This window comes from Elusimicrobiota bacterium (assembly GCA_026388095.1).
Lineage (GTDB): Bacteria > Elusimicrobiota > Elusimicrobia > UBA1565 > UBA9628 > UBA9628.
This window is the reverse complement of record JAPLKL010000066.1, coordinates 26,584-45,888: the sequence shown is the minus strand read 5'-3', so window position 1 is coordinate 45,888 and position 19,305 is coordinate 26,584. Positions and strand designations below refer to the sequence as shown.

Sequence of the window (19,305 nt, the reverse complement as noted above, 5' to 3'; positions counted from 1 at the left end):
TGAGATTCCTCGACCAGACCTGCCCCGGACAGCATCGCACAGAGAACCCTGTCGGGCCCAGGGTCGTCGCAGGTCGGTTCCGCTCCGAGAGACTCAGAGAACGTCCGGGCAAGTTTCTTTGACTTTCCCCGGACAGCTCTGCCCTGGGACGAGTCGGTGGATAAGTCAGCCGGGCCGATCCAGGAAATCCCTTATGGCCGAGTTGGTCGGCTCGGCGTGGGTCAAGGTGAAGGCGTGACTCGCTCGAGACCCGGGATGCGGATGTCCCGGAACAGGCGGCCATCGCCACCCATGCCGCTGAAAAGCAGGACTCTTCCGGCAGGCATATTCTCCGGCCTCCAGCGCGGCCGCGCCGTTTCGCGGCGCGCTTGCGCGCAGTTCCTATGATAACCTTCTTGCGCATGGCGGGACAGCCCTCCTACCAGCGCCCGGAGGGCGAGAGGCTCGCGACGCAGGCCGCCTCCAGGCGCGGCAGCCGCTTGACAGACTTGTACACGATCCAGCCCGACTCCGCGGCCGTTGCCCCGACCAGCAGGGCCGCCAGGAAAGCCGCCGCCAGCCCGCGCCGGTCCTTTCGGTCCATGCCCTAGACGGAGCAATTTTTATGCCGCCAAAGTGCTACCATTGGCAAAGCCATGCCCAAGATGAGCCTGCGCGCCTCCATGAGCCTCCAGGGCCGCCTCAAACTGGCCCATCTCTTCGAGATGCCTGAGGCCGAGCTCGCGGAGCTGGCGCGCAAGCTCGAATCCCACCCGCTCTTCGCGCGCCTGCGCAGCGCGGGAGCCGTCCGCCTCACGCCTTTCCCCAAGGCCTATTTCACGGCCCGCCGCTTCGCCGGCTGGGGCCTGCGCACGGAGAGCGCGGGCCTGCCCGAGCTCGTGGACGGCAATTGCGACTTCGTCGCCCTGATGCGGAAGATCGGGCAGAAACGCTTCGAGGACTGCTTCCTTAAAGAGGGGGGGCTGAGCGACCCGGAGCGTGCGCGGCGCTGCCGGGTGACGGTCGCCGAGGCGCAAAAGCTGCGCCGCTTCCTGGACCGCGCCTTCCTGCAGGGGGAGTTCGAGCGCCCTGCGGCCGCGCCGGCCACGGTGTTCAGCTCCGTGGCCGGCATAGGCGTGGCCGAGGGCCAGGCCGTGATCTCCTTCTTCAACCGCGAGATCTGGAAAGGCCGCTATCAGGTCGATGAGTCCAGGCTCGCCGGCCTGCCGCCCGAGCAGGCGGAGCGCTGCCGGGCTTTCCTCAAACGGCTGCAGTTCATCGACCAGCGCAAGACCACTCTCTACCGCCTGCTGGAAGCCCTGGTCGAGGGCCAGGCCGAGTACCTGCGCTCGGGCGAGCCGGAGCGCCGCCAGCCCTTGACCCAGCGCGCCGTGGCCGTGGCCCTGGGGGTCGAGCCCAGCACGATCAACCGCCTGGTCTCGAACAAATCGGTGCAGCTGCCTTGGGGTCTGGAGGCTCCCATGAAGGCGCTGATGCCCAGCGCCAAGGCCGTGGCCCTCGACCGCCTCGACGCCTTGGCCCGGGCCCGGCCCGAGCTCTCCGACGAGGACCTGCGCCGGGAGCTCGCGCGCAAGCACCACATATTCCTATCCCGCCGCTCCATCACCCAGTACCGCCATGACCTCGCCCTCGCCCGGCGCGGCCGCAGGAGGCCCGCATGAGCTGGCCCATCTCCATCGCCCTCATCTCCGCCCTGTGCAACGGGTCCATCGGCGTGCTTGCCTATCTGCGCGGCCGCCAGACCCCGCTCTACCGCAGCTTCTCCTTGCTCAACTTCTGCTTCGCTTTCTGGAGCCTGGCTTACGCCGGCGCCTGGCCGGATTTCAGCAGTTCCCTGCACATGAAGCTCCTCTTCTCGCCTTTGGCCCTCATCCCGGCCGCGGCGCTCTCCTTCGTCTGGAGCTTCACGGGACTGCCCGAGGGTCCGCGGCACCGGCGCACCGTGCCGCTCTACCTGGCCGGGGCCGCGCTGCTGGGTCTGCTCTGGTCCGGCGTCATGTCCTGGCGGGTGTTCCGCGGCGCTTTTTTGGCCGGGGGCCTGCCCATCTTCCTGGGCTGCCTGTTCCTCCTCTACCAGCATTGGCGCCGGGCCGAGGAGCCGGCCGAGCGCAACCGCCGCGGCTACATGCTGCTGGCCTCCTGTTTCGCGGTGTTCGGCGGCTTCGCGGACGGCCTGCCGCTCCTGGGCCTCAAGGTGCCCCAGCCGGGGAACCTCTCCATCACGCTGTATTCCCTCATCGTGCTGGCGGCCATCAACCGGCACCATCTCCTCGACCTGGGCGTGGCGGTCAAGCGCGGGCTCACCATGCTCGGCGCTTCCTTGATCCTGAGCCTCATCCTCACGGGCATCGCCTGGCTCACCCGGCAGGTGGAGGGCGCGCTGTTCCTGAACTTCTTCCTGCTGAGCGTGATCTTCATGGCCGCTCTGCCCACGGCCTGGGAGCGCTTCAGCCGGCTCTCCGGCCGCTGGTTCTTCGCGCGGCAGATGAGCCGCGACCAGTCCTTGGACGCCCTGGAGCGCGGTCTGGAGCGCGCCGCGGACCTCGACGCCGCGGCCGCGGCCGCGCGGCGGACCATCCAAGATGTGTGGAGCGCCCAGGCCGAGTTCCTATGGGCCCGGCGCCTGCTGCGCCGTGTGGACGCGGGGCCGGAGCTGCCGGAGCCCTTATGGGCGCTCTTGAGCGCCAAGAACGAGGTCGCGACCCTCGACAGCCTGGACCGCGACCGCAGGATGCGGCCGCTCTCCGAGGCCCTGCGCGCCCGGCAGGCCCGGGCCGCGGCCCCCATCACGCGCGGCGGCGAGCTGGTGGGCGCGGTCCTGCTGGGCGCGCCGGCCGACGGCTTCTATGACCTCGGCGCCGTGCGCTGGCTCAAGAGGCTGGCCACGGCCATGGGCCGGGCCGTGGAATCGGCCGAGACCGCGGCGGCCTTGCTCCACGCGGACCGGCTGGCCCAACTGGGCACTTTGGCGGCCGGCGTGGCGCACGAGGTGCGCAACCCCCTGAGCGCCATGGCCGGGGCGGCCGAGATGCTGGGCCGTCCCTTGGCCGAGGCCGAGCGGGGGGAGTACCTGAGCGTGCTCAAGGAGGAGGTGGCCAGGCTCGACGGCATCGTGACCGAGCTCTTGGACTACGCCTCTCCAGGTCCCTCTCAGGAGCGGCGGGCGTCCTGGACCGAGGTCTGGGGCAAAGTGGAGCGCCTGGCCAAGGCCGACTGGCCCCAGCCGGTGACCCTGGAATGCCGGGCCGTGGACCTACCCCTGGCCGTGACCCCCAACCACCTGCACCAGATCCTGCTCAACCTCCTGCGCAACGCGGCGCACGCCGCGTCCTCGGCCCGGCCCGCCGCGGCTCAGGGCCGGGTCCTGGTAAGCCTGCGCCGGCGCGGCTCCTGGGCCGTGCTGGAGGTCGAGGACAATGGCCCCGGCATCCCGACCGGGCTTTTGCCCAGGCTCTTCGTGCCTTTCGCCAAGTCGAGCAGCGGGGGGGCCGGGCTGGGCCTGGCCACGGTCAAGCGGCTCGCCGAGCTCTACGGCGGCAGGGCCTGGGCCGAGAACCTGCAGCCCGGCGCGCGCTTCACCGTCGAACTCCCCGCCGCCTAAAACGGCACGAATATTGCTCCGTGAGGGTCAGACCCTCACAAAGTTCACAAACTTCACGGAGACGATATGAAGATCCTGCTGATCCTGCCGGCCGCGGAGAAGTACCGGGTCCTGCCCGGACAGGAGCCGCCGCGGCGCAAGATGCTGCGCTTCAGCGTGCTGGGCCTGACCACGGTCGCGGCCCTGACGCCTCCGGAGCACGAAGTCCGGCTCTGCGACGAGAACGTGGAGACGCTGGACCTCGACAGCGACGCGGACGTGGTCGGCATCACCCTCATGACCGGGCTGGCGCCGCGGGCCTACGAGTTGGCCGCGGAGTTCCGCCGGCGCGGCAAGATCACGGTGGCCGGGGGCTTCCACCCGACCCTCCTGCCGCGGGAGGCGATGGAGCATTTCGATATCGTGGTGGCGGGCGAGGCCGAGGGCGCCTGGCCGGTTGTGCTCCAGGACATCGAGCGCGGCAGCTGGCGCAAGCTCTATAAGGCGGAGTCCAAGCCGGACTTGGCCGGCGTGCCCATGCCCCGCCGCGGCCTCATCGAAAAGAACTCCCGGCGCTACGCGACCATCCACGCCGTGCAGACGGGCCGGGGCTGCAATCATACCTGCCGCTTCTGCTCAATCACCGCATTCTTTGATCACAGCCACCGCTCCCGGCCGCTGGAGGCCGTGCTCGCCGAGCTGGCCACGGTGCCCAAGGACTTCATGTTCGTGGACGACAACATCATCGCGGACCCGGACTACGCCAAGCGTCTGTTCCGGGCCATGGCCCCGCTGGCCAAGCGCTGGGTCACGCAGTGCTCCATCAAGATCGCCGACGACCCGGAGCTCCTGGCCTTGGCCCGGGCCGCGGGCTGCCAGGGGCTCTTCGTGGGCATCGAGAGCACGGACCCCGCGGCTCTGGCCGTGATGCAGAAGGATTTCAACGACCCGGCGGGCTATGTCCGCCGCGTGCGCCGCATCCGGGCCGCGGGCATCGGCGTGGAGGCGGGCATCATCGTGGGCCTCGACACCGACGACGTCACGGTGTTCGAGCGCACCTTGAAGTTCCTGCAGGAAACGCCTTTCGACGCCCTGCAGCTGGCCATCCTCACGCCCCAGCCGGGCACGCCGCTCTACGAGGAGTTCGAGGCCGCGGGCCGCATCCAGGACCGGGATTGGGGGAACTACGATTATCGCCATGCCGTCATCGAGCCCAAGCGCATGAGCGCGGCCGAACTGCAGGCGGGCGCGGACTGGCTCTATGCTCAATTCTACCGCTGGGACCGCGTCCTGTGGCGGGCGCTCAAGACCGCCTTCGGCGTGGGGCTGGTGCCGGCCTATCTGGGCTGGCGGCTGGGCATGACCTACCGCTACGACAACATCCGCGAGGGCATCAAGGGACGCAACCCGGCCCGTCGGCGGGCCGATGCGGCGGCGGTCGCAGAGGTGAAGGCTCGCATGGCGTGGGGGCTGTAGGAGGATCCTATGGAAGAGACCAAGAAGCTCGCGCTGGGAGACATCCTCGCCGGGATCTCCGGCTCCTGGCTGGACGCCATACGCAAGGGCGGGGCTGAGCGCCTCATCGGCGAGAAGCTCCTCAACTATGTGGGCATGCTCATGATCGTGCTGGGCGGGGCCTTCTTCCTTAAATACACCCACGGCCTCGCCGGTCCCGCGGGAAAGCTCTCCATCGGCCTGGCCTCCGGGCTGGCCCTGGTGGCTCTGGGCGAGTTCTTCAACCGCCGTCCGGACCGAGCCGCCTTCAGCCTCCCGCTCATCGGCGGCGGCTGGATCCTGGTCTATTACACCGTGTTCGCGGCCCACTACCTCAGCTCCTCGCGCCTGATCGCCTCGACCGGCTGGGAGCTGGCGGCGCTGTGCGTGACCGCGGCCGGCATGATCGGCCACAGCCTCAAGACCCGCTCGCGCCTGCTGACCGTCTTCGCATTCGGCATGGCCTACTTCGTCTTCGCGCTCACGCACGTCGGGGTGCAGACCCTGACCGTGTGCGCGGTGCTGGCGCTGGCCGGAGCCTGCCTGGTCCGGCCGCTGGACAGCCCGGAGATCGCGGCCGTCAACCTGGCCGGCTTCTACTTGAACTACTTCCCCGTGTTCAAGGGAGTCATCGCGGCCGCGGGCGGCCAGGTCGCCCCCACCCTGGACTTCTGGCACAGCCTGGCCGCCGCCGCGGTGGTGCACTCGGCCTACGCGCTGCTCACCCCCACGCGCCGGGAGGAGCGGCCCGAGCGCTGGGTCGACGCGGCGCTTTCCTTCAGCGCCGTGCTCTATGCCGCCGTCTTCTACAGCCAGGTCCGCTGCTTGGCGCCCGCGCCTGCCGCGGCCGGGCTTTTGGCCTTGGCCGCGGTGCTGACCGGCCTCTCCGTCGCGCGCGGCGGCTCCGAGGCGGGCACGGCCCTGGCCCAGGTCCAAGCCTTCCTGGGAGCGGCCGTGCTCGCGCTGGGAATCTTCGACCTGCCGGACCTGCCGCAGCGCGCCTGGGGCTTGGCCTTGGCCCCCAGCCTGCTGGGCACCATCGGCTTGTGGCTGGACCGCAAGGCGTTCGAGAAATACGGGCTGGCGCTGCTGGGCCTGGCTCTGGCGCACGGCCTGCTGCATCAGTCCATCAGCCGGGAGCTCTGCGCGCCGCTGGCGCTGAGCCTCGGCTATCTCGGGCTCTCGGCCTATGCCTTCGCCGTCCTGCGGGCAGACCGCGAGGATCCCTCGCTGACCGGCCTGTGGGCCTATGGGGGCCTGGCCGCGTTGACGCTCGGCGCCTGGACCTACCTGTCCCCGGCCGCCTTCGTGACCGCCCTGTTCACCCTGGCCATGCTGCTGGAATGGGGCGCCGCGGAGACCGGCCGGACCACGCTCCTCGACCAGGCGCTCCTGATCGAGACCGCGGCCGGGGTCTTCTGCTTCTTCATCGACTACGGGGCGAACTACCCCATGCTGGGCGTGCTGACCCCGCCCCGGCTGGTCACGGGCTCGGCCGTGCTCTGCTATGTCACGGCGATCTTCGGCCGGGAGGTCCCCGCGGGACGGTTCCTGGGCTGCGAGTACTCTTGGTGGCGCAGCGGCCAGAGCTGGCTCATGAGCGCGGTGGCGGCCTACGGCTTCTCGCTGGAAAGCCATCCGAAGCTCCGCCTGCCCATGATGGGAGCCTCGGCCCTGGCCTTGCTCGGCGCGGGACGCTCGCGTCTGCCTCAGGCCCGGCCCGTGGCCGCGGGACTGCGGTTCCAGTCGTACATCCTCCTGCTCGCCGCCTCGGCCGTCGGGGTCTGGACCTATCTGATCCTGCCGCCGGCGGGCTTCGCGCCGGAGAGCCGCGCCGCGGCCTTCGTCTTCTGGTACACCGCGCTCTCGTGGCTCCTGCCCTTGGTCTGGCAGCCTTGGGCGCAGACCGCGGCGGAGCGGTCGGAAGAGGTCGGCGGCCAGCGGCTCTTCGCCCTTCTGAGCATGGTCCTGCCCGTCCTCTACATCGCCAAGGTGGCGGACGGGACGCGGCTGACCTTGGACTGGACCTTGCTGGGCAGCGCGTACCTGGTCGCCGGGTTGGTGACTCGGCGCCGCGCCCTGCGCCTGCCCGGCCTGGGCCTGGTCGGACTCTGCGTGGCCAAGGCCTTGTTCGTGGACCTCACCGGCATGCAGCTTCCCTATCGCGTGCTCAGCTACACCGTCCTGGGCGTGCTGCTCGTGGCTTCCTCGTATCTTTACGTGCGGCTGACCGGCAAGGAGGACTCAGATGAGATATAAAGCGGCGCTCATGTCCTGCGCGGCGCTCGTCGCCGCGACCTGCCTGTTGAACGTCCTCGCCGGGCAGAGCCGCCCCGGGGTGCCCCCGGCGCTGCGCGAAGGCGCATTGCTCAGGCGGTCTTTGACTCCGGCCTGCGACGCGGCGCTCAAGCAGGTCCCCGCGCCCGCCCCCGCGGAGATCGGGGACACAATACTTAACTCAGAAATGAAAAATGATGTCCCCTCATCTCCCGCCGCCGTCCCGGAGGCCTCGAGCGCGGTCGCGGCTCCGGGAGGGCCCATCGAAGTCTCCACCGGGCCGCTGGCCGAGATCACCCCCACAACCTTGGGCGTACTGCCGGCAAGGTTCTGAGATCGTCAGGCGGCCACGAGCTTCATGATGAGGGGGAGAGCCTGCTTGATCTTCTTCTCAGAGATGCAAAGCGGGACGAACTTCAAGCCGAGAGCCTCGGCCATCTTGGCGATGCGGGAGAGCGATGCAGAGCCCAGGCCGCCGCCCTTCAGGTCCCGGGAGATATGGCTCTTCTGGGTTCCGACCGCCTTGGCCAGATCCGAGTAAGACCAGTGTTTGCGCTCCAGCGCCAGAAGGAGCTGGACTTCGAGCTTGAAGGCCGCGTAGTCCGCCTCGAAGCGCTTGCGGTACTCCGGGTCTTCGAGGTCCCTGGCCAGCTGGCTCTTCACGTGCCATCTACGCTTCATAATAGGTGCCCTCCTTCACTCGGCGGATATAATCCTGCCGATAACGACAGGCGAGCCGCAGTCCCTCCATGTCCTGCTTGGTCATCTTCTGCGCATGCTTGTGATAGGCATTCGTGATGATGGCCAGGGACCCTTCGGTCATGAAATTGAAGAACCGCTCGGCCCGCGGCTTGAAGGCGAATATCTTGTTTTCACGATCCTCGATCCGGTACATGGTCACGGGCAGTTGAGTGCCGTGTGGATTGTCGGCCAGGTATTTCACGAGCAATTTGAGCTTGTGCTGCTCGGCCTCCGCCAGCCTCCTGTAGTACTCGAGCGTCGGCAAACGTCCGTTTTCCGTGTAATACCATTCGACCGCAAAGCAGGGTCCCTCGTAGAAGAGGATCTCTTCGGGCTTGGGGTAGACGATCCGCATCGCCGCCTCCTAAAGGTTACCATGTATGGTAACTATTGTCAAGGGCCCGGCCGTTGTCTGATTCTGGGCGCGGCGGCCCACTATACATACGAGGCCAAGCCGGAAAAGTTCCCTACAGGGAGTTCGGGGACACAATACTCATCTCGGGAATTAAGTATGGTGTCCCCGAACTGGGAAAGTGGTATATTCACTGCACCGCGGCATGAGCGCACCTCTCCCAGCACCGCTGATCCTGGTCGTCGAGGACCAAGCCAACCACCGCAAGGTCCTGCAGGGCATCCTCACGGCGGAAGGCTACCGGGTCTCCGCGGTCAAGGACGCCGCCTTGGCCCGGGCCGCTCTGTCCGAGAAGCCGGCTTTGGTCCTGACCGACCTCAAGCTGCCCGGCGAGGATGGCCTGAGCCTGCTGCGCGGGCTCAAGCGCAGCCGGCCGGAGCTGCCGGTCATCCTCATGACCGCCTTCGGCAACATCCCCGCCGCGGTGGACGCCATGCGCTGGGGTGCGCACGATTTCCTGACCAAGCCGCTGGACTTCGCGGAGCTCAAGCGCATCATCGCCAAGGCTTTGGCCTCATCCTCGCGGGAAGGCAAGGAATGGGTGATGGAGGCCGGCGACCAGGCCCAGGCCATCGTGGGCAAGAGCGAGGCCATGGCCGCGGTCCATCGCTTGGTGCGCAAGGCCGCGCCGTCGTCGGCCACCGTGCTCATCCTGGGCGAGACCGGCACCGGCAAGGAGCTGGTGGCGGCCGCCATCCATGCGGCCAGCCCGCGCCAGGACAAGCCCTTCATCAAGGTCCACTGCGGCGCCATCCCCGAGGACCTGCTCGAAGCCGAGCTCTTCGGCCACGAGAAGGGCGCCTTCACGGGCGCCTTGCGCGAGAAGCCGGGCAAGTTCGAGCTGGCCGACGGCGGGACCATCTTCCTCGACGAGGTCGGCGAGATGAGCCCGGCCATGCAGGTCAAGCTCCTGCGCGTCCTGCAGAGCGGCGAGTTCGACCGCGTGGGCGGCACGCGCACGCGCCAGGCCGAGGTCCGGGTGGTGGCGGCCACGAACCAGGACCTCCCGCAGGCCGTGGCGGCCAAGCGCTTCCGCGGCGACCTCTACTACCGGCTCAACGTGATCCCCATCACCATCCCGCCCCTGCGCCAGCGCCGCGAGGACATCCCGGAGCTGGTGGACTTCTTCCTGGGCCGGCACGCGCGCAAGAACGGCCGCGCCAAGCCCGAAGTGGAGCCCGCGGCGCTGGAGGCCTTGTGCGCCGCGCGCTGGGACGGCAACGTGCGCGAGCTTGAGAACGTCCTGGAGCGCGTCGTGGTCCTGCTGGAGGGAGACCGGGTGCGGCGCCAGGACATCCCGTAGGCCCCCGATTCCGCTATAATGTCAATATCATGAAAAACACACTCTTCTGTCTTATCGCAGGGGCGCTGGCCCTCGGCCTGGCGCGGCCGCTGGCCGCGCAGGACGACTCCCAGCAGGATGACTGGGAAGCCTCCCGCCGCAAGATGCAGGAGCAGTTCCAGCAGGGCCAGGAGGACATGACCAAGACCTATACGAACGGCGCGCGTGAGCAGGCCGAGGAATACCAGAAGATGACGGCCGAGCAGGCCAGGATCTACGACGGAATGCTCAAGCAGATGGCCGCCGAGCGCGAGGCCCTGCGCAAGCGCGTGGTCCAGCAGTGGACCGATTTCCGCGAGTCCGATACCAAGCACTGGGTGGACTACAGCGCCAAGTCCGACACGCGCAGCCAGGTGGATTTCGAGAAGGGCAAGGTCGAAGTCGAGGTGCTCGTGCCCATGGAGCAGGTGGCGCCGGGCAAGAAGGCGGTGACCTTCAGCCAGCTCGACGCCAAGGAGCAGGGCAAGCTCAAGGCCCTGGCCGAGGAGAAGCTCCAGGCCCAGACCAAGAAGACCTTGGCCCAGAAGCCCGAGGCCAAGGAGCCGGAGGTGCTCAAGGACCAGTTGCAGGGAGCCGACGGCAAGCCCGTGACGGAGAAGAACGCCGATCGCTTCGTCAAGGAGGTCCTGGCGCCCCAGATGAAGGTGGAGGAGAAGCCGGTGGTGGCCCAGGACGGCAAGCCGCGCCTGAAGGTCACGGTCACGGTGCCCATGGTGCCGGACCACCTCAAGATCCGGGCCAAGCGCTACGAGTCCCAGATCGCGGCCGCGGCCAAGCTCAACGACCTCGATCCGGCCTTGGTCTACGCCATCGTCCACACCGAGTCCGAGTTCAACCCCATGGCCAAGTCCCAGGCCCCGGCCTTCGGCCTCATGCAGCTCATGATCCCCTACGGGGCCAAGGAAGCCTACAAGTACGTCTACAAGCAGGACAAGGTGCTCACTCCCGAGTACCTCTTCGACCCGGACAACAACATCAAGCTCGGGACCGCGTACATGCACCTGATCATGAGCCGGCACTACGGCAAGGTCAAGGACCCGGAGAACCGCCTCAACCTCAGCATCGCCGCCTACAACTGCGGCTCGGGCGCGGTCAACCGCACCGTGCTGGCCGGACGCAGCGCGGACAGCATGAGCCCCACGGAGCTCCTGGGCCAGATCAAGAGCAAGGCCCCCAAGGAGACCCAGGCCTACGTGCCGCGGGTCCGCCAGCGCATGGAGCTGTACCGGAGCCTGTAGGGGCCGATGGCCGACGGGGCTCACGAAGACGGGCGCAGCCTGCCCCAGGACGTGCGGGAGGCCCTCTCCAAGCTCGACCGCTTCGAGAACCTCGAGATCGGAGAGCTCTCCTCGCGCGAGCCGGCGGCCGCGGCCCTGCCCGGGCGCCGCGTCTTCTGCCATCACTGCGGCCGGTCCAACGACGAGGACCAGCCCGCCTGCTGGGCCTGCCATGAGCCCATCGCGCGGAGCATCCCCGCCGCGGGCGAGGTGGCCGTGGCCGCCGAAGGCGCCTTGGTCATCGACGGCGTCAGCTACCGCGCCGACGATCCAGGCCTGCCGGAGGACGTCCGGGTCCTCATGGACCGAATCCGCAAGGATGGCTACAGCCCCGAGCTCCTGGTCGACTGGCGCGCCTGGCGCCTGGGCCGCAACCGGAGGCCGGGGGAGGCTCCGCCCCCTCCCGAGGTCAAGATATTCAAGGGCCAGCGTGTCAGCGTCATCCGCATCGACGGCAAGACCTACACCTCGGACGACCCGGCGCTCTCGCCCCAGATGCGCCAGCTTTTCGCCTATCTCCAAGAGCACGGCGTGACCCCGGGGCTCATGGACTGCCTGCGCCAGCTGGGCACCAAGGCCCGCCTGCGCCCCGGCACCACCGCCTGCCCCAGCGACGGGGACCTGGCCTTCTGGCAGCACGTGCAGACCGCGCCCGTGCCGGGGCCGCCGGAGGAGGAGACCGAGCTGGACGACTCCCTCCCCAGCGGACGCTTCGCGCGGGCCAAGCGGTTCGCCCCCGCGGCGGCCGTCGCCATCGGGCTCTACATCGTCGCGCGCCTGCTGCTGCACTCCCAGATCAAGGTCGTCGACGAGGTCATCGGCACGGTCTTGGCCCGTATCCTGCTGCCTTTCTGAGCCGCGTCAGCACATGACCGTCTAGGTCGCGCCCGGCAGCCCGCTGAGCAGTTCGAGGAACTCCGCCGCGCTGGGCACGCGCCGGCCCGGATCCGGCTCCAGCACCGCCGCGATGAAGAGGTCGAGCTCCTTGGGCAGCTCGGGCAGCAGCGTGCTGGGCGGGGGGAAGCGCCGCGCCTGCTTCATCGCGATGAGCTCATCGACGCTGCCGGCCGAGAACGGCGGATGGCCGGCGGCCATCTCGTAGAGGCAGACGCCCAGGGCGTAGACGTCGGAGGCGCGGACGCTCCGGCCGTAGTGCTGCTCCGGGGGCATATAGCGCAGGGTCCCCGAGGCGTCCAGGAGGGCCGGGGCCGGGCTCGACGTCGTGCGGGTGGAGTCCAAGGCGATGCCGAAGTCCATCACGCGCGCGATGCCGTTGGCGTCGATCATGATATTGGCGGGCTTGAGGTCGCGGTGCAGGATGTGGTGCTGGTGCGCGTGGTCCACGGCCGGGCAGACGTATTGGAAGATCCGGCGGCAGTCCTTCAGGGGCAGTCGGCCCTCGCGCTGCAGGACCCGGGCCAAGGTCTCGCCTGCGACGTACTCGAAGACGAGGTAGAGGTCGCCCCCGCTTTCCAGGCAGTCGTGGATGGGGATGATGTAGGGATGGGAGAGCTTGGCGACGGTGCGCGCCTCCTTGAGGAATTGGGCGCGCAGGGCCGCATCGAGCTTGACCTCCGCGAGCATCCGCTTGATGGCGACGCGGCGGCCCAGCTTCAGGTCGCGGCCCTCGTAGACCTCGCCCATGCCCCCGCTGGCGATGACCCGCCCCAAGGAGTACTTCTCGGTCAGCGATCGGGGCGGTGCGGCGGCCCTCTCCGGCGCTCTCCGGGAGACTACCAACAGGACCGCGGCGCCCGCCAGGACCAGGCTGCTCGCGACGGCGGCGATGGGCCACCAAGGCCGCCCCGGCGCCTGCGGCTGCTGCGCCTCGGAGGGGGCCGTCTGCGAGAACTCAGCCGGTGGGGCGGGATGCTCGATGGGCCGGCTCTTCGTGGGCTCCGAGAGCAGGATCGGAGCACCCAGCTCGGCGGGCGCCGCGGCCGGCGCGGCGGGAGGCGGCTGTCCGGATCGGGCGATGGGCGGCCCGGAAGGCCAGGCCCCGCCAGCCGGCCGCGGGCCGGATTCGAATAATCCGAGGATCACCTGATCGACGAGCGGGGCGGCCGCGCTCAGCTTTTCCGCGCGCAGCAGCCGGCGGATCTTCTCGATATCCTTGCGCTGGGCTTCGCTCGGGGGACGCCCTGAGAACCGGATGATATCCATCAATCGGTGGACGCGCGCGTGCACGTTGTCGACCGTGGTCGGGAACCTCCTCACCTCTTCGACGAACCGGCGGGGATCGGGGCCTGGAGGCGGCCCGCCTCCCATGGGCTGGGCCTGAGCGGCCAGAGCCAGAAGCAGGAGTAGGGCCGCGGTCTTCATCCGTCCATTAGTATAGCCTGATTTTATCTACAATCAATATCCCATGCCATCCACCTCGGCCGCGGGCTGCGAGACCCTCATCGTAGGGGCCGGGCCCGCGGGCTGCGCCGCGGGCATCCTGCTGGCGCGCGCCGGCCGGGACGTGCTCATCGTGGACAAGGCCTTGCCGCGCGACAAGCTCTGCGGCGGGCTTTTGACCGAGAAGGCCATGCGCTTGCTGCGGCAGCGGCTCAAGCTCGAACTCCCGGCCCGCGTCATCGGCGAATCCTCCCAGGGATTCGAGATATTCGACGGCCGCGAGTTCCTGAATGCCGCGCAGAGCCGCTACCAGCTGAGCTTCGTCTTCCGGGACCGGTTCGACGCCTTCCTCATCGAGGCGGCCCGGCAAGCCGGCTGCCGGGTGGAGGCCGCGGAGTTCCAGGGTTTGCGCGGCGCCGCGGCGCTGGTGGGCGGCCGCGAGCTGCGCTGCGAGCGCATCGTCGGGTCCGACGGGGTCTTCAGCGCGGTAGGCCGGGCCGTGGGCAAGGCCCTGCCGCCCAGGAGTCTGGCCGTGGGCCTGCAGGTCGATGTTCCGCGCGCGGGGAATCCGGTCTTGGGAGGATTGCATGCGGCGCGCATCTTCTTCGGCTACCTGCGCCTCGGCTGGGGCTGGGCGTTCCCGAAAGGGGACTGGTTGTCCATCGGCCTGGGAGGCATCCCGGGGACGAAGGAGGACGTGGCGGAGACTTTCCGCCGCCTGCTCGAGGACTGCGGCGTTGCCGATGCGCGCAACCTGAAGGTCCGCGGGGCCAAACTCCCGAACGAGGCGTTCCTCAGCGAGCCGGCGGCGGGCCGCGTCTGGCTCTGCGGAGACGCCGCCGGCTTCGCGGAGCCGCTGACCGGCGAGGGCATCGCTTTCGCCCTGCACAGCGGCGCGCTGGCCGCCGAGAGCATGCTCGCCGGGGGCGACTGCGCCGCGCGCTACAACGAGGCCTGCCGCCGCGAGATCACCCCCGTGTTCGGGCAGGCTCGCTGGGCGCGCAACCTGCTCTTGCGCGAGCCTTTCCGCAGTCTGGCCATGCGGCGCTTCCGCGGCGGGACGGGCTCGATGCAGCGCTTCCTCCGCGTCCTCGCCGGCGAATCGGATTACAAGAGGTTCTTCAGCGAGTCGCTGCTGGGCCGCTGATCTTCACGCGGGAGCTTGTTTTGTCGGAAGGCGTCTGCTATCCTGCCTGGTGACCATGCCTTGCCCAAACTGCGGCCGGGAGAGCGCCCCAGGCGCTGGCGAGTGCCCCAACTGCGGCATCATCTTCGCCAAATGGAAGCCCCATGATGTATCGAGCCCGGTGCCGGCCCAAGCCGAGGCCCCGGCGGGCGGGCTGCCCTGGGGCACGGCGCTGCTCATCGCGGCGCTGGCCGCGGGCGGGTGGTACGGGTATCGCGCCTCCCATGGCGCGGGCGGCGCGCCCGCGGCCGGCGTGGAGGGCCCCGCCTCCGAGGCCGGCGGCGTCGTTGAGCTCACGGACGCGGGGTTCGCTGATTTCGTGGCCAGGGACAAGTCCCCGGCGCTCGTCGCCTTCTACAGGACGGCCTGTCCTTATTGCCAGTCCTCCATGCCGGCTCTGGACCGCCTCAGCCTGGCATCCCGCGGCCGCTACCGGATCGGCAAGCTCGACGTGGAAGCCCAGACCGCCCTCGCCGACCGCTTCTCCGTGCGCGGGGTGCCGACCTTCCTGTTCTTCTCGCGCGGCCAACCGGCCGGCTCCATCACCGGCGCTCCGGCCGAAGACGAGGAGGGCATCTACCAGGGCTTGCGGAGCTTCATCGACGAGGGCCTGGGCGGGACCTGAGGCTCAGGGATTTCCTCGCCATGACCGCCATCGAGGACCTCGTCCCGGACCGGTCCTTCGCGGCCGGCATCGTGCTCGCCGAGGGCGTGCGCGTCGCCGCGCCGGCCCCTGAGCTCGGGCGTCTCATCGACGCTCTCGTGGCGCGCCGCGCGGGCGAGGACTTCCCGCCCGCGCCCGTCAAGGACGCCATCCGCGGGCTGCTCCGGCGGGGGGGCTTCAAGCCCACCGGCCGCAACAAGCCGGCCAGCGAGTACCTGGCGCAGGCCGCGCGCGAGGGCCGTTTCCCGCGCATCAACAACCTCGTGGACGTCAACAACCTGCTCTCTTTGGAAAGCGGCCTGCCCATCAGCCTTCTGGACCTGCGGGCTTTCGCGGGCCAAGCCTGGCTGCGCTACGGCCGGCCCGGGGAGCGCTACGTCTTCAACAACGCCGGGCAGGAGATCGACCTCGAAGGACTGCTCTGCGTGTGCGGTGGAGCGGATGGCCCCGACGGCATCCCGCTGGGCAACGCGGTCAAGGATTCCATGGCCGCCAAGCTCAAGGACGACACGGCCGCGGTCATCGGCGTCATCTACGCCAGCTTGGACTGCGCTCCCGGCCGCGAGCTTGCCGCTCTGGTCGAGCGCTTCGGGGCGCTGCTCAAGGAATTCGGCGGAGCCGCCGAGTTTCGGACCCAGGTCCTCAAGCTCGGCTAGTCTGACCATCCCTGACAATTCCTGACTTCGCCGAGTGGCAACCTGGGCGAGCCTTGGTTAAACTGCCTATTGAGGTACCTATAACAATGCGGCCCCTATCCCAGGGCAATGCGACCCGCCAGGAAAAAGCGCGGACGGTAGTGCCTGCCCAGAACGGGCGCCCGTCCCGCGAAGGGACATCGGACCGGTCGAAGGAAGGCCCGCCGCGCTGGATGAGTCTCTTAGAAAGATTCCCGGATTCCCTGCGCCGCATGCGCCGTGCGGCTCTCGGGTCGCTGATCGGGGCTCTGGTGGCGGCCATCTGGCTCATCGAGTACTGGACCGGCCCGGAGCTCAGCGTTTCGATCCTGTCCGTCATCCCCATCACCTTGGCGGTCCTGTCCCTCGGCGGGGCGTGGGTCGTGATCGTGCCGGTCGTGTCGGCCGGCGGCTGGCTGTTGGCGGAGTTCTGGGCGGGGCAGGTCTACTCCCATTGGGAGATGGGGGTCTGGAACGCTTTGGTCCGGCTCGGCTTCTTCATGATCTTCGTCGGACTGCTCAAGATGACCATGCGCTATCTGGAAGAACGGGCCGCCCGGAAAGCGGCGGAGCAGGTCTCGCGCCTGAAGACCAACCTGATGTCTTTGGTCAGCCACGAATACGCGAACTACCTGACGAACATGAAGCTGGCTCTGGCCGTGCTCCACGAGCCCGACAGCGCGCAGGTCTTGTGTTCGCGGGAGGACGCCTACCAGATCCTCGACAGCGCCATAACCCGCCTGCGCGTCTCCACCGTCACCTTCCTGACCATGGACCGGATCGAGCAGGGGCGCCTGAAGCTCGAAATGTCCCGGACCGCGATGCGCGAAGTGGCGCTCGATGCCATCGCTTTGCTGCAGCCCATCATCGAGCATAACCGTCTGGAGATCCTCACCGAGTTCCCCGAGCAGCCGGTCTTCGTGTGGGCCGACGCGCCGGGGCTTTCCATCGTCATCAGCAACCTCCTGACCAACGCCATCAAGTACACGCCTGTCGGCGGCGTGATCGTGGTGCGCATAACCGCATTGGGAGCCTCCTGGGCCAGGTTCTCGATCCAGGATACGGGCATCGGGATGTCGGCTGAAGACATCGCCAGGGTGTGCTCCGTGCCCGACCGCACGGAGGAGGGCCGCGAGCGGGCGAAGAGCTCCGGTTTGGGATTGGCGCTCATCAACGACCTCCTCGAGCTGCACGGGGCCCGGCTGGACATCAAGAGCGCGCCGGGCCAGGGCACGCAGTTCTCCTTCGACCTCTCCGTCTGGGACGGCAAGGACGGCAAGGCAGGCCGCTGAGCGCGGCCCAAGGCCTTAACGCAGGAACCGCAGGAGCGCGCCGCCCGGGGGGCCCGCCAAGCCGGCCGAGGCCAGGGCCAGGATGAGGCTGAGCGGCATCACGAGGAGCGCGGCCACGGTCCAGGCCACGGCGCTGGTCGACGCGCCGCCCGTCAGCCTGCGCACGAGGCCGGGCATGCTCTCGACTACGAGCCACAAGCCCGCGGGAAAGAGCATGACCAGGAAGAGCCAGCCGAACCGGGAGGAGACCGTGAAGCCTCCTATGGCTAGACAGGACATGAGGAATATCAGGCCGAAATGGGAGGACTCCAGGTCCTCGACGCCGGCCAGCGTGACGGGATGGCTCAGGACGTCCTCCACCACGAGCCGTTCCACGACTTCCTGGGGCAGGAGCCGGCCGCAGAGCCAGCAGGAGGCGTCGGGCCGCAGGATGTCGCTGCTGCAGTAGGGGCACAGCGGCCGCAGGGCTTCGGCGCTCATGGCCGGTCCAGGCGCGAGGCGAAGTCGTGCGCCAAAGCCCGGGTGCGGCGGATGATCTGTCCGAGCCAGATCCCGGTGAAGCCCAAGGCCAGGATGAAGGTGACCGCGAAGTAGCGGGGCACGAGGGTCGCGGGCCGCAGCCACGCGCTGTGCATGAGCAGGACGGCGTAGCCGAGCCCGGCGCCGATCGTGGCGAAGCGCACCAAAGCCAGGTCGAAGCGCAGGCCGGCCAAGGCGAGGAGGGGGAAGTAGGCCACGGCCAGGGGGCTTCTGGGGCCGTCGGCGATGAGCAGTATGGCGGTGAGGTAGGCGAGGTCGCAGGCGGTGGAGGCGAACTTGAGCAGGCCCGGGAAGACCCGGGCGCGCAGGAGCACGAGCACGGCCCAGCCGGTCAGGGCCCAGGCGCCGGCCAGGACGGTCATGGCGAGGTGGAAGCTCCAATCCACGCCGGCCACGCGGGGCATGTGGAGCCCGGGCAGGTCCAGGCCGCGGTAGTTGACGAGCTCGACCGCGTAGAAGGCGGCGATGGCGCAGATGCGCAGGAGGTTGGCGCGGCTCTCGCCTTCGTACTCCTGGCGGCGCAGGGCGACGAACCAGTGGAAAGCGGGGTCCGCGGGAGGCTCGGTCATGAGGCGTTATTATAGGAGATTCAGGCGGCTACCCCAAGAAGTAGGCGCGGGCCCCGCCCCGCGCTATCTGAAGAGCTTGCGGAAGCTCGCCATCTCCATGGGGTAGATCTCCACGTCGCCTTCCTTGCGCAGGGCGACGAAGAGCTCGCCCTGGCAGGCGGCGAGCGCCGCGTATTGGGCCTCCAGCGGGTTGAGCAGGAGATGGAGCGTGCCGGGCCCCTTGCGGTCCGCGGAAAGGTCAACCCCTAGGACCTTCACGTTCTGGAGCAAGGTCGCGGCGAGCTTCTCCTTGCGGTTGTCCGGGGCCAGCGCGTCGAAGACCGTCAGGACATCCACGCGGTCTCCGGGCCGGAGATCGGTCAGGCCGTACTCGTTGACCGGGACGGCCACGGCCCGGTAGCGGTCCGCCATGAGCCGGCGGTCGAAGCCCCGGTCGAAGAGCCGCGCCAGCAAAGACTGGCGCAGCCGGCCCTGCGCCCGCGCCGCGGGCTTCTCGGCCGGCGCCGGCTCCTTCTTGTCCTGCGCCCGAAGCCAAGTCAGGCCGAAAACGACCAAAGCCGCCAGTAGCGTCGCGGATGAGATCCGTTTGCCGGTCATGTCATGACCTCCTAGCGCTTCTTGCCCGCCGGGCAAGCGCAGCTCGGGAGCGACCTGAAGTCAAGGGGAGCCATCACCAATGCGGAGGGGTCCCGGACGTTGAGAGGAACGATGAGGTCCTCGGCGCTCACGGTCTCAACCCGGGGGCCGGGCAGCCAAGGCACGGCCGCCAGGGCCACGAGCGCGATGACCGCGGCCAGCGGCGCCAGAAGCCCGAAAACCGGCACGGAGATAGACCACTCCCGGCCGTCGCCTTCCGCGTTGACGACGGAAACCTTGATGAGCTTGCTCATGCGTTGAAGCCTAGCACATTTCCGGCA

General features: G+C 68.8%; 20 protein-coding genes. 12 read left to right on the top strand and 8 right to left on the bottom strand.

Annotated elements, in window-relative coordinates:
* Positions 1 to 418: 418 nt before the first annotated feature.
* Positions 419 to 583 (bottom strand): hypothetical protein, encoded by a 165-nt coding sequence (locus NTY77_16505; protein MCX5797095.1) that lies wholly within the window; start codon positions 581 to 583, stop codon positions 419 to 421.
* A 52-nt stretch (positions 584 to 635) separates the two neighbouring features.
* On the opposite strand from NTY77_16505, the gene NTY77_16500 reads away from it, so the two are divergent.
* The 5 genes from NTY77_16500 (at position 636) to NTY77_16480 (ending at position 7,685) form a co-directional block, all read left to right on the top strand.
* A complete protein-coding gene (locus NTY77_16500) occupies positions 636 to 1,661 on the top strand; it encodes a hypothetical protein (protein MCX5797094.1) in 1,026 nt (341 codons plus the stop codon).
* Complete coding sequence (locus tag NTY77_16495) at positions 1,658 to 3,601, top strand: ATP-binding protein (protein MCX5797093.1); 1,944 nt, start codon at positions 1,658 to 1,660, stop codon at positions 3,599 to 3,601. The genes NTY77_16500 and NTY77_16495 overlap by 4 nt, the downstream gene beginning before the upstream one ends.
* A 66-nt stretch (positions 3,602 to 3,667) precedes the next feature.
* Entirely contained in the window at positions 3,668 to 5,056 is a 1,389-nt protein-coding gene (locus NTY77_16490) for a radical SAM protein (protein ID MCX5797092.1), read from the top strand.
* Positions 5,057 to 5,065: 9 nt separating this feature from the next.
* Positions 5,066 to 7,333, top strand: a complete 2,268-nt coding sequence (locus tag NTY77_16485) for a DUF2339 domain-containing protein (GenBank protein ID MCX5797091.1) — start codon at positions 5,066 to 5,068, stop codon at positions 7,331 to 7,333.
* A complete protein-coding gene (locus NTY77_16480; GenBank protein ID MCX5797090.1) occupies positions 7,323 to 7,685 on the top strand; it encodes a hypothetical protein in 363 nt (120 codons plus the stop codon). Before NTY77_16485 ends, NTY77_16480 begins: the two co-directional genes overlap by 11 nt.
* A gap of 5 nt (positions 7,686 to 7,690) precedes the next feature.
* On the opposite strand, the gene NTY77_16475 is transcribed toward NTY77_16480, so the two are convergent.
* Together NTY77_16475 and NTY77_16470 are read right to left on the bottom strand one after the other, a co-directional pair.
* Positions 7,691 to 8,032, bottom strand: a complete 342-nt coding sequence (locus NTY77_16475; GenBank protein MCX5797089.1) for a helix-turn-helix transcriptional regulator — start codon at positions 8,030 to 8,032, stop codon at positions 7,691 to 7,693.
* Positions 8,022 to 8,447, bottom strand: coding sequence for a hypothetical protein (locus NTY77_16470; protein ID MCX5797088.1), 426 nt, complete (start codon positions 8,445 to 8,447; stop codon positions 8,022 to 8,024). Before NTY77_16470 ends, NTY77_16475 begins: the two co-directional genes overlap by 11 nt.
* 202 nt (positions 8,448 to 8,649) lie before the next feature.
* On the opposite strand from NTY77_16470, the gene NTY77_16465 reads away from it, so the two are divergent.
* The 3 genes from NTY77_16465 to NTY77_16455 are packed head-to-tail and all read left to right on the top strand — an operon-like array spanning position 8,650 to position 11,978.
* The gene (locus tag NTY77_16465; protein ID MCX5797087.1) at positions 8,650 to 9,807 is read left to right on the top strand and encodes a sigma-54 dependent transcriptional regulator; all 1,158 of its coding nucleotides are present in this window, start codon (positions 8,650 to 8,652) and stop codon (positions 9,805 to 9,807) included.
* A gap of 29 nt (positions 9,808 to 9,836) precedes the next feature.
* A complete protein-coding gene (locus tag NTY77_16460) occupies positions 9,837 to 11,084 on the top strand; it encodes a murein transglycosylase domain-containing protein (protein MCX5797086.1) in 1,248 nt (415 codons plus the stop codon).
* A gap of 6 nt (positions 11,085 to 11,090) precedes the next feature.
* Complete coding sequence (locus NTY77_16455; GenBank protein ID MCX5797085.1) at positions 11,091 to 11,978, top strand: hypothetical protein; 888 nt, start codon at positions 11,091 to 11,093, stop codon at positions 11,976 to 11,978.
* Between the two features lie 21 nt (positions 11,979 to 11,999).
* On the opposite strand, the gene NTY77_16450 is transcribed toward NTY77_16455, so the two are convergent.
* On the bottom strand, positions 12,000 to 13,445 hold the full coding sequence (locus NTY77_16450) for a serine/threonine-protein kinase (protein MCX5797084.1): 1,446 nt from the start codon (positions 13,443 to 13,445) through the stop codon (positions 12,000 to 12,002).
* Positions 13,446 to 13,488: 43 nt separating this feature from the next.
* Between NTY77_16450 and NTY77_16445 the strand changes: the two genes are divergently transcribed.
* The 4 genes from NTY77_16445 (at position 13,489) to NTY77_16430 (ending at position 17,279) form a co-directional block, all read left to right on the top strand.
* The gene (locus NTY77_16445; GenBank protein ID MCX5797083.1) at positions 13,489 to 14,610 is read left to right on the top strand and encodes a geranylgeranyl reductase family protein; all 1,122 of its coding nucleotides are present in this window, start codon (positions 13,489 to 13,491) and stop codon (positions 14,608 to 14,610) included.
* A 55-nt stretch (positions 14,611 to 14,665) separates the two neighbouring features.
* A complete protein-coding gene (locus NTY77_16440) occupies positions 14,666 to 15,274 on the top strand; it encodes a thioredoxin domain-containing protein (GenBank protein ID MCX5797082.1) in 609 nt (202 codons plus the stop codon).
* 20 nt (positions 15,275 to 15,294) lie between these two features.
* Positions 15,295 to 15,969 (top strand): phenylalanine--tRNA ligase beta subunit-related protein, encoded by a 675-nt coding sequence (locus NTY77_16435; GenBank protein ID MCX5797081.1) that lies wholly within the window; start codon positions 15,295 to 15,297, stop codon positions 15,967 to 15,969.
* A gap of 212 nt (positions 15,970 to 16,181) precedes the next feature.
* Entirely contained in the window at positions 16,182 to 17,279 is a 1,098-nt protein-coding gene (locus tag NTY77_16430; protein ID MCX5797080.1) for a HAMP domain-containing sensor histidine kinase, read from the top strand.
* Positions 17,280 to 17,294: 15 nt separating this feature from the next.
* Here the strand turns inward: NTY77_16430 and NTY77_16425 are convergent, their stop codons facing one another.
* From NTY77_16425 to NTY77_16410, 4 genes are all read right to left on the bottom strand, one after another.
* Positions 17,295 to 17,759, bottom strand: a complete 465-nt coding sequence (locus tag NTY77_16425) for a hypothetical protein (protein ID MCX5797079.1) — start codon at positions 17,757 to 17,759, stop codon at positions 17,295 to 17,297.
* Complete coding sequence (locus tag NTY77_16420; protein MCX5797078.1) at positions 17,756 to 18,388, bottom strand: hypothetical protein; 633 nt, start codon at positions 18,386 to 18,388, stop codon at positions 17,756 to 17,758. Before NTY77_16420 ends, NTY77_16425 begins: the two co-directional genes overlap by 4 nt.
* A 63-nt stretch (positions 18,389 to 18,451) precedes the next feature.
* Positions 18,452 to 18,985 (bottom strand): RcpC/CpaB family pilus assembly protein, encoded by a 534-nt coding sequence (locus NTY77_16415; protein MCX5797077.1) that lies wholly within the window; start codon positions 18,983 to 18,985, stop codon positions 18,452 to 18,454.
* An 11-nt stretch (positions 18,986 to 18,996) separates the two neighbouring features.
* The gene (locus NTY77_16410) at positions 18,997 to 19,278 is read right to left on the bottom strand and encodes a hypothetical protein (protein ID MCX5797076.1); all 282 of its coding nucleotides are present in this window, start codon (positions 19,276 to 19,278) and stop codon (positions 18,997 to 18,999) included.
* Positions 19,279 to 19,305: the final 27 nt, after the last annotated feature.

Bases quoted from the DNA above. Each gene is read 5' to 3' on its own strand.
- NTY77_16505 (MCX5797095.1), bottom strand. From the start codon at position 583: ATGGACCGAAAGGACCGGCGCGGGCTGGCGGCGGCTTTCCTGGCGGCC.
- NTY77_16500 (MCX5797094.1), top strand. From the start codon at position 636: ATGCCCAAGATGAGCCTGCGCGCCTCCATGAGCCTCCAGGGCCGCCTC.
- NTY77_16495 (MCX5797093.1), top strand. From the start codon at position 1,658: ATGAGCTGGCCCATCTCCATCGCCCTCATCTCCGCCCTGTGCAACGGG.
- NTY77_16490 (MCX5797092.1), top strand. From the start codon at position 3,668: ATGAAGATCCTGCTGATCCTGCCGGCCGCGGAGAAGTACCGGGTCCTG.
- NTY77_16485 (MCX5797091.1), top strand. From the start codon at position 5,066: ATGGAAGAGACCAAGAAGCTCGCGCTGGGAGACATCCTCGCCGGGATC.
- NTY77_16480 (MCX5797090.1), top strand. From the start codon at position 7,323: ATGAGATATAAAGCGGCGCTCATGTCCTGCGCGGCGCTCGTCGCCGCG.
- NTY77_16475 (MCX5797089.1), bottom strand. From the start codon at position 8,032: ATGAAGCGTAGATGGCACGTGAAGAGCCAGCTGGCCAGGGACCTCGAA.
- NTY77_16470 (MCX5797088.1), bottom strand. From the start codon at position 8,447: ATGCGGATCGTCTACCCCAAGCCCGAAGAGATCCTCTTCTACGAGGGA.
- NTY77_16465 (MCX5797087.1), top strand. From the start codon at position 8,650: ATGAGCGCACCTCTCCCAGCACCGCTGATCCTGGTCGTCGAGGACCAA.
- NTY77_16460 (MCX5797086.1), top strand. From the start codon at position 9,837: ATGAAAAACACACTCTTCTGTCTTATCGCAGGGGCGCTGGCCCTCGGC.
- NTY77_16455 (MCX5797085.1), top strand. From the start codon at position 11,091: ATGGCCGACGGGGCTCACGAAGACGGGCGCAGCCTGCCCCAGGACGTG.
- NTY77_16450 (MCX5797084.1), bottom strand. From the start codon at position 13,445: ATGAAGACCGCGGCCCTACTCCTGCTTCTGGCTCTGGCCGCTCAGGCC.
- NTY77_16445 (MCX5797083.1), top strand. From the start codon at position 13,489: ATGCCATCCACCTCGGCCGCGGGCTGCGAGACCCTCATCGTAGGGGCC.
- NTY77_16440 (MCX5797082.1), top strand. From the start codon at position 14,666: ATGCCTTGCCCAAACTGCGGCCGGGAGAGCGCCCCAGGCGCTGGCGAG.
- NTY77_16435 (MCX5797081.1), top strand. From the start codon at position 15,295: ATGACCGCCATCGAGGACCTCGTCCCGGACCGGTCCTTCGCGGCCGGC.
- NTY77_16430 (MCX5797080.1), top strand. From the start codon at position 16,182: ATGAGTCTCTTAGAAAGATTCCCGGATTCCCTGCGCCGCATGCGCCGT.
- NTY77_16425 (MCX5797079.1), bottom strand. From the start codon at position 17,759: ATGAGCGCCGAAGCCCTGCGGCCGCTGTGCCCCTACTGCAGCAGCGAC.
- NTY77_16420 (MCX5797078.1), bottom strand. From the start codon at position 18,388: ATGACCGAGCCTCCCGCGGACCCCGCTTTCCACTGGTTCGTCGCCCTG.
- NTY77_16415 (MCX5797077.1), bottom strand. From the start codon at position 18,985: ATGACCGGCAAACGGATCTCATCCGCGACGCTACTGGCGGCTTTGGTC.
- NTY77_16410 (MCX5797076.1), bottom strand. From the start codon at position 19,278: ATGAGCAAGCTCATCAAGGTTTCCGTCGTCAACGCGGAAGGCGACGGC.